Source organism: Bradyrhizobium sp. 18BD, from assembly GCF_054185225.1.
In genome coordinates this window covers 137,361-144,173 of sequence record NZ_JAVAYL010000023.1, presented here as the reverse complement: position 1 = coordinate 144,173, position 6,813 = coordinate 137,361, and the positions used below count along the sequence as shown (strand labels likewise).

The following is a 6,813-nucleotide window of genomic DNA, read 5'->3' as shown; positions in this document are numbered from 1 at the left end:
GAAACGCCTTCCTGAGCTTGCCCATACGACTCCCTCCGTCTCGTGGGAGTCGTTCTCAGAATCCATCTTGCAAAACAACGCAATAGAGGCCGCAATTCCATATGCGATTCCCCTGCCGCAAGCGGGGCGAGGGAGAAGAGCTGCACCGCGTCCGGGACACGAGAGCCATGTTTTCGTCGCGCGGTTGTGCTATGGCAGCCGCCATGCTCGACACCACGCAACATCATTCGCAGCCGCAAGCCGGCGTGCCGCAGAATCATCTCGCGCAGGAGTTCGTCGAGACGCTGCGGCTGGCGGTGCCGATGATGCTGACGCAGCTCGGGCAGATCGCGATGATCACGACCGATCTCGTCCTGATCGGCCGGCTTGGCGAAGATTCGGTCGCTGCTGCGGCACTTGCGCACACCGTCTATTTCGTCAGCTTCACCTTCGGGCTCGGCTTGATGTCCGCGGTGTCGCCGCTGGCCGCGCAGGCGTTCGGCGCGGGCGACGTCGGGCGCATCCGCGGCTCGCTGCGTGTCGGCCTGTGGGTGGCGCTCCTGATCTCGCTGCCGATGATGGCCTCGCCGCTTTATGGCGAGCAGATCCTGCTCGCGCTCGGCCAGGCGCCGCAATCGGCCGCGCGCGCACAGCGCTATCTCAACGGCCTCGCCTGGGGCATCGCGCCGGCGCTCGGCTTCATCGCGCTGCGCAGCATGATGAGCGCGGTGAACCGGCCGCAGGCACCGCTGTGGATCACGGTCGCGGCGATCCCCGTCAATGCGGCGCTGGTCTATTGCCTGATCCACGGCCTGTTCGGCCTGCCGGAGCTCGGCCTGTTCGGCGCGGGGCTTGCGACTACGCTGGTCAATCTCGGCACCTTCATTGCCGCGCTCGCCATCGCCGCATGGCGCAAGCCGTTCTCGGACTATCATCCGCTCGCGCATTGGTGGCGGATCGACTGGGCTTTGATGCGCCGGCTGATCGTGATCGGTGCGCCGATCTCGTTCTCGCTGCTGCTGGAATACGGCCTGTTCTCCTCGGCCGCGCTGCTGATGGGGCTGATCTCGACCACAGCGCTCGCCGCGCACCAGATCGCGCTGCAGGTCACCGCCGTGCTGTTCATGGTCCCGCTCGGCATCGGCATGGCGGCAACGGTCCGCGTCGGCCATGCCTTCGGCCGCAACGATCCGACCGGCGTACGGCGCGCCGGTGTCGTCGCGGCCGTGCTCGGGATCGCGTTCGTCTCGGCGCTCACCGTTGCCATCATCCTCGGCCGCTTTGAGCTGGGCCGGCTGTTCTTCGGCAACAGCGAGGCCAGCGCGCCGACCATCGCGCTGACCGCAACACTGTTGCTGGTCGGCGCGACCTTCTTCATCGCCGATGCGCTCCAGACCATCATGGGCGGCGCGCTGCGCGGCATTAATGACACCCAGATGACGCTGGTGTTCGCCGCGATCGGCTATTGGTGCGTCGGCTTTCCGATCGCATGGGTGCTCGCCTTCCACGCCGGCCTCGGCGCGGTCGGTGTCTGGATCGGATTGTCGATCGGATCGTTCGTCTATGCCGGACTCTTGATCTTGCGCTTCCGGATGCTGACGCGCAGACTGGCGGGATGATCGGGACCGTCCGCGAAGTCAAACCTGAGGTCGACGCCGGGGCCGTGCTGTCGGGCGCGCAGTTCATGGATGCGTTTCGTGTCGAAATCGGCGCGGCAGCCGTGACCGCTCGCGAGGCCTGCACGCGGATGGTGCTGAACGGACCGCGCTGGATCGATGCGCTGACACGCCTGCGCAACCTTCTGGTGACGCCGTTCGGGCTGAAGACGTCGGGTGAAGGCGCGTACGCGCCTGGCGGCCTGATCGGGCTGTTTCCAGTGTTGAGCGAGACGCCGGAGCGCCTGATCGCCGGCTTCAATGATTCTCACCTCGATTTTCGCATTGTCGTCGACGTGGCAGGGGATGCAGCGAGACGCCAGGTCACCGTGACCACTCTGGTGAAGACAAACAATTTCCTCGGACGGACCTACCTGACGCTCATCACGCCGTTCCACAAGCTCGTGGCTCGCGGCATGATGGGGCGCATCGTGGAGCCGGTGCGATGACGCTATCCGTCGACCTCTTCTACTCCTACCGCAGTCCCTTCAGCTATCTGGCGCTGCCCAAGACGCTGAAGCTCGTCGCTGAATATGATCTCGCGGTCAATCTGCGGCCGGTTTATCCGCTCGCGGTCCGTGTGCCCGGCTTCTTCAAGAAGGCCAGTCCGAACTTCATTCGCTATGTGGTGCTCGACAGCACGCGCGTGGCGCAGCACGAGGGCATTCCGTTCCGCTTTCCAAGGCCGGATCCGATCGTGCAGGATAAGACGACATTCGATGTCGCGGCCGAGCAGCCCTATATCCACCGCCTGACCCGGCTGGGTGCCATGGCGCAGCTCGAGGGCCGCGGGCTCGCATTCACCGACGCTATCGCACGCGTGCTGTGGGACGGCTCGGTGGCGGGATGGAACGAGGGCGATCACCTGGCGCGGGCCGCCGGGAAGGCCGGCTTCGATCTCGCCGCGATGGATGCGGCGATCATAGCCGATCCGGATCGCTACGAGCAGGTGATCGCCGAGAACGAAAAGGACCACGCGACATCGGGCCATTGGGGCGTGCCCACCTTCGTGTTCGAGAACGAGCCGTTTTTCGGCCAGGACCGCATCGATCTCCTGCTGTGGCGCATGCAAAGCAAGGGCCTGACGAAGCGCCAGCCCTGACGGCATGAACCGGTTTCGCCAAAGCCGCGACTGAAACGTGCGCCCCCCGATGGTGGCGGCGCGTTCGGAGGTCGCATGTATCTGGCAAAGTTCTTCCATCGCGCACCCGGCGACGACGACCGCGAATTGATGCTGATCCCGGGCAGCAATCCCATGGTGATCGGCGTCCACATGAACTGGAAGGGCGATCCCGACGCGGACGAATATCTGCGCGAGGAATTTTCCGGCATCGCCGACGCGGCAACGGCTTTTCGCAGCCATGTGGCCGATCTCGTTGCGGCCGGCTATGTCGAGACCAGTGACACCCAAGCTACGCTGCGCACTCTCCCGCCCGATCCGCAGGCCAAGCCGGACTGGCAGAAGGGTCTGGACGAGCTGATGATCCTGGCGCTCGCCGCGCCGCGTGCCGAACAGTCGAGGCAGCTCGATGCCCTCGCGGGCACGCCGGCCGTGCACGAGCCGCTCTATCTCTGGCACGCCGCCCGCCGCAGCTACGGCGCCCGAGACGATGCGGCGCAGGCGGTGCAATTCGCCGAGCAGGCGCGCGATACGATCCGCGCGCGCCGGGCCGCCAAACAGCCGCATTATGCGTGGTCGCTCCTGGAGAAGGATCTCGAAGGGCGCATCCTCGAACTCCTGAGCGATGCCTATCTTCAGGCCGACAATCCCGACGCCGCGCTGAAGACGATCGAGCGCCTCTGCAAGACCGACCCGAGTCATGATCGCATCCTCAAGCGCGCCGAGCTTCTCTGCGGCTTCTTTCCGGAGCGGCGGGAAGAGGCCTTTGACGATGCCTATCAATGGTCCGAGTTCGGCGGCTATGAGGACATCATGGCGTTTCCCGGCTATGCCGAATATTTGGCAAAGCGCAAGGCGGGAAAGTCCCGAAGCAAGTCTGGAAAGTCCGCCAAAGGCTGGCGCTGGAAGCCCGGCACAAAGGCCAGCGAAGCCGATGTCAGCGCGGCCGAGCAGGCGCTCGGCGTCCGCCTGCCCGACGACTATCGCAAATTCCTGCTGACGCGCGGCGAGACCGAGCTGCTGGTGCGGCTGCCCGAATCCTCCTCCGAGCTTCGCTTCTATGCGCCCGACGAGCTGGCCACGCAGCTTCGCAACGTGCTCGACTTCATCGCCCATTCCGACGACGAGCTCGAAGAGGCCTGCGCCTATTTCCGCAAGGAATACGGGGTGTCATTGAAGCATCTGGTGCCGGTCGCCGAGCCGTCGCAGCTCAGCCGCTGCCTGCTGCTCCATGTCGAGCCCGGCGAACGCTATGGCCAGTGTTTTCAGTGGGACCATGACGGCGCCTGGGAGCTGGAGCAGAGGCAGCCGAGCTTTGACGTCGCACTGAAGGCGCTGACCGACGGCATCGAGCAGCGCGACTCAACGCAGCTCGCGTTCTTCGACCTGTAGTCTCTTATTTTGACGCGTTTTCTTTACGCGAACCGGCATCCACTTCGCTTGAAAACGCTATGGTCTATTCGGCCACACGCACGGATTTACCGGCCGCGGCCTCCGACCATTCGCCGACGACGCGGTCGAGATCACAGAGATTCTGGTGCATCTGCTCCAGTGAGAAGCCGAGCGCGAAGAAGCGCTCGGCGGTGTCGCCGGGCTGGCCGCGGATCAGACCATCCTGGCGGACGGCGGCGACGGCTTCGGCATAATGCTGAAGCGCGACGTGGACGGGATGGATCGGCGGCGCGCCGGCGCCCTCGCGCAAAGCGGATGCGGCCGAGCGCAGGAAGCGCGCGATCACGGTTGACACTTCCGTCAGGGGCGCCGCGAGCCGCATCTGCACCTCGACCGGCAGCGGCACCACCGTGGCGCGGCCGATCATCACGACATCATGGCGCAGCCGCAGCACGGTGCGCAGCAGCGGACCGGTGTCGGGTCCGCTCGACAATCGCGCGGCGCGCTCGCGCTCGGCTTCGGCGCCGATGGCATTCATGCCCACCATGGCGGTGCCGATGCCGTCCTGGATCCGGTGCAGCGCGTCGTTGTCGCGGCCGCGCGTGAGGCCCGCCAATAGTTCGGTGAAGGCATCCGCGATCAGCTCGAGCAGTTGCGCCGCGGCGGCGCGGATCTGCCGCACCGCGCGGGAGGGCAGCACCAGGAACGAGACCAGCAGGCCGGTGATGGCTCCGACCCCGACCTCGCTGACGCGATCGATCGCCGACGTCATGGGATCGGAATGATGCATGGTCGGAACCAGCAGCACGATGATCGCGGTCACCGTCGCCGCATTGAGGCTTGGGTTGATCGCGGCGACGAAAGCGAGTGGCGCGACCGCCAGCACCAGCAACCCCAACAGGCCCGCCTCGCTGGAATAAGGGATCAGGATCGCGATGGCGCCGCCATAGATGGCGCCGCCGATGGTGCCGAGCACGTAGTCGCGCGTCGCCTTCAGCGAGCGGCCGACGCTCATCTGGGTCACGATCAATGAGGTCAGCACCGCCCAGAGCGGCAAGAGCAGATGCAGCGCGGTGGCGATCGCATAAGCCGCGGTCGCGGCCACCGTGACCCGGATCGCCAGCCCCAGCTGCGTCCGCCGCGACCGGACCCGATCGTACAGCTGTCTTGCGAGTGCCATCGTCGATTATCCCGGTCCGATCCCAGATTACCAAAAGCATGGCTGATGCCCGCGGCCCCAAGGCCGCTTGAAAGGCCAAATCAGCCCGCCTAACTTGCGCGCCAAAACGAGGAAACACGATGGCCCACGAAACCGCAACGCTCGCCGCCTATGTCGTCAATCTGAAATTCGGGGATATTCCGGCGGAAGTGCTCGATCGCGCCAAGGTGCTGACGCTGGACTTCCTCGGCAGCGCCATCCGGGCGCGGCGCGAGGCGGAATCGACCCCGTCGATGCTGAAAATGCTGGAGGCCCTCGCGCTCGACACCAAGGGCGAGTCCACCGTGTTCGGCGACACCAAGACCTGGACACCGGCGGTGGCCGCGCTGCTCAACGGCGCGCTGGGCCACTCCCTCGATTTCGACGACACCCACGCCGATTCCTCGCTGCATCCGAGTGCGCCGGTGGTTCCGGCGGCCTTTGCCGTCGGCGAGATGGTCGGCGCGTCCGGGCGCGACGTGCTCACCGCGATCGTTGCGGGCTATGAAGTCTGCTGCCGGCTCGGCAATGCGCTCGATCCGACTTCGCATTATGCGCGCGGCTTCCACCCGACCGCGACCGCCGGCACCTATGGCGCGGCCGCGGCGGCCGGAAAACTGTTCGGCCTCTCCGAGCAGCAGATCATCTCCGCCTTCGGCGTCTCCGGCAGTCAGGCCGCGGGCTCGCTGCAATTCCTGGTCAACGGCGCCTGGAACAAGCGCTACCAGGTCGGTGCCGCCGCGATGAACGGCGTGATCGCTGCAACGCTGGCCCGCAACGATTTCGTCGGATCGACGGAATCGGTCGAGGGCAAGCACGGTCTGCTCGCCGGCTACACCGACGATGCGCATCCGGACAAGGCGGTGGCCGAGCTCGGCAAGACCTATGAGACGATGAAGATCGGCGTGAAGCCTTATCCGAGCTGCCGCTACACCCATGCCGCGATCGATGCACTGATCGCGATGCGCCGCGAGCACAATCTGACGCCCGAGCAGGTCAAGCGCGTCGAGATCGGCCTGCACCGGAACGGCATCACGCTGACCGGCGACGCCGCGACCAAGCGGCATCCGACATCGATCGTCGGCGGCCAGTTCTCGATGTTCTTCACCGGCGCGCTCGCGCTCGACCAGGGCTCATTCGGCTGGGACGACTACAATCGCCTCGGCGACGCCGCCATCGACGCGCTCGCCGACAAGTTCGACGTGGTGCAGGACGACCGCCTCGAAGTCGGCCGCACCCATCCGTTCGGCGCCCGCGTCAGCATCACGACGGATGACGGCGTGCATGAGCGCCTCTATGCCGATCCCTCCGGCGAGCCGAATTCCTTCCCTGATGCACAGGCGATGCAGCAGAAGTTTCTGACACTGGCCCGCCCCGTGCTGAACGCGCGCGCGGAAAAATTCGCGGATGCGATCATGACGCTGGAGCGGTTTGATCGCGTGGCGAAGGCGACGGAGTTGGGAAGGTAG

General features: G+C 65.7%; 6 protein-coding genes. 5 read left to right on the top strand and 1 reads right to left on the bottom strand.

Annotated elements, in window-relative coordinates; all coding sequences use genetic code 11:
• Positions 1-203 precede the first annotated feature (203 nt).
• The 4 genes from RAD16_RS33415 to RAD16_RS33400 all read left to right on the top strand — a co-directional run bounded on the left by RAD16_RS33415 (position 204) and on the right by RAD16_RS33400 (position 4,146).
• Positions 204-1,598, top strand: a complete 1,395-nt coding sequence (locus tag RAD16_RS33415; protein ID WP_458162099.1) for an MATE family efflux transporter — start codon at positions 204-206, stop codon at positions 1,596-1,598.
• Positions 1,595-2,083: a DUF2867 domain-containing protein gene (locus RAD16_RS33410; RefSeq protein WP_458162096.1), complete on the top strand. Its 489-nt coding sequence runs from the start codon at positions 1,595-1,597 to the stop codon at positions 2,081-2,083. The genes RAD16_RS33415 and RAD16_RS33410 overlap by 4 nt, the downstream gene beginning before the upstream one ends.
• Entirely contained in the window at positions 2,080-2,736 is a 657-nt protein-coding gene (locus RAD16_RS33405; RefSeq protein WP_458162095.1) for a 2-hydroxychromene-2-carboxylate isomerase, read from the top strand. Before RAD16_RS33410 ends, RAD16_RS33405 begins: the two co-directional genes overlap by 4 nt.
• Before the next feature lie 75 nt (positions 2,737-2,811).
• Positions 2,812-4,146, top strand: coding sequence for an SMI1/KNR4 family protein (locus tag RAD16_RS33400; protein WP_458162093.1), 1,335 nt, complete (start codon positions 2,812-2,814; stop codon positions 4,144-4,146).
• A 64-nt stretch (positions 4,147-4,210) separates the two neighbouring features.
• Here the strand turns inward: RAD16_RS33400 and RAD16_RS33395 are convergent, their stop codons facing one another.
• Positions 4,211-5,326, bottom strand: coding sequence for an FUSC family protein (locus RAD16_RS33395; RefSeq protein WP_458162092.1), 1,116 nt, complete (start codon positions 5,324-5,326; stop codon positions 4,211-4,213).
• 119 nt (positions 5,327-5,445) lie between these two features.
• On the opposite strand from RAD16_RS33395, the gene RAD16_RS33390 reads away from it, so the two are divergent.
• Positions 5,446-6,813, top strand: coding sequence for an MmgE/PrpD family protein (locus RAD16_RS33390; protein ID WP_458162091.1), 1,368 nt, complete (start codon positions 5,446-5,448; stop codon positions 6,811-6,813).

Bases quoted from the DNA above. Each gene is read 5' to 3' on its own strand.
- RAD16_RS33415 (WP_458162099.1), top strand. From the start codon at position 204: ATGCTCGACACCACGCAACATCATTCGCAGCCGCAAGCCGGCGTGCCG.
- RAD16_RS33410 (WP_458162096.1), top strand. From the start codon at position 1,595: ATGATCGGGACCGTCCGCGAAGTCAAACCTGAGGTCGACGCCGGGGCC.
- RAD16_RS33405 (WP_458162095.1), top strand. From the start codon at position 2,080: ATGACGCTATCCGTCGACCTCTTCTACTCCTACCGCAGTCCCTTCAGC.
- RAD16_RS33400 (WP_458162093.1), top strand. From the start codon at position 2,812: ATGTATCTGGCAAAGTTCTTCCATCGCGCACCCGGCGACGACGACCGC.
- RAD16_RS33395 (WP_458162092.1), bottom strand. From the start codon at position 5,326: ATGGCACTCGCAAGACAGCTGTACGATCGGGTCCGGTCGCGGCGGACG.
- RAD16_RS33390 (WP_458162091.1), top strand. From the start codon at position 5,446: ATGGCCCACGAAACCGCAACGCTCGCCGCCTATGTCGTCAATCTGAAA.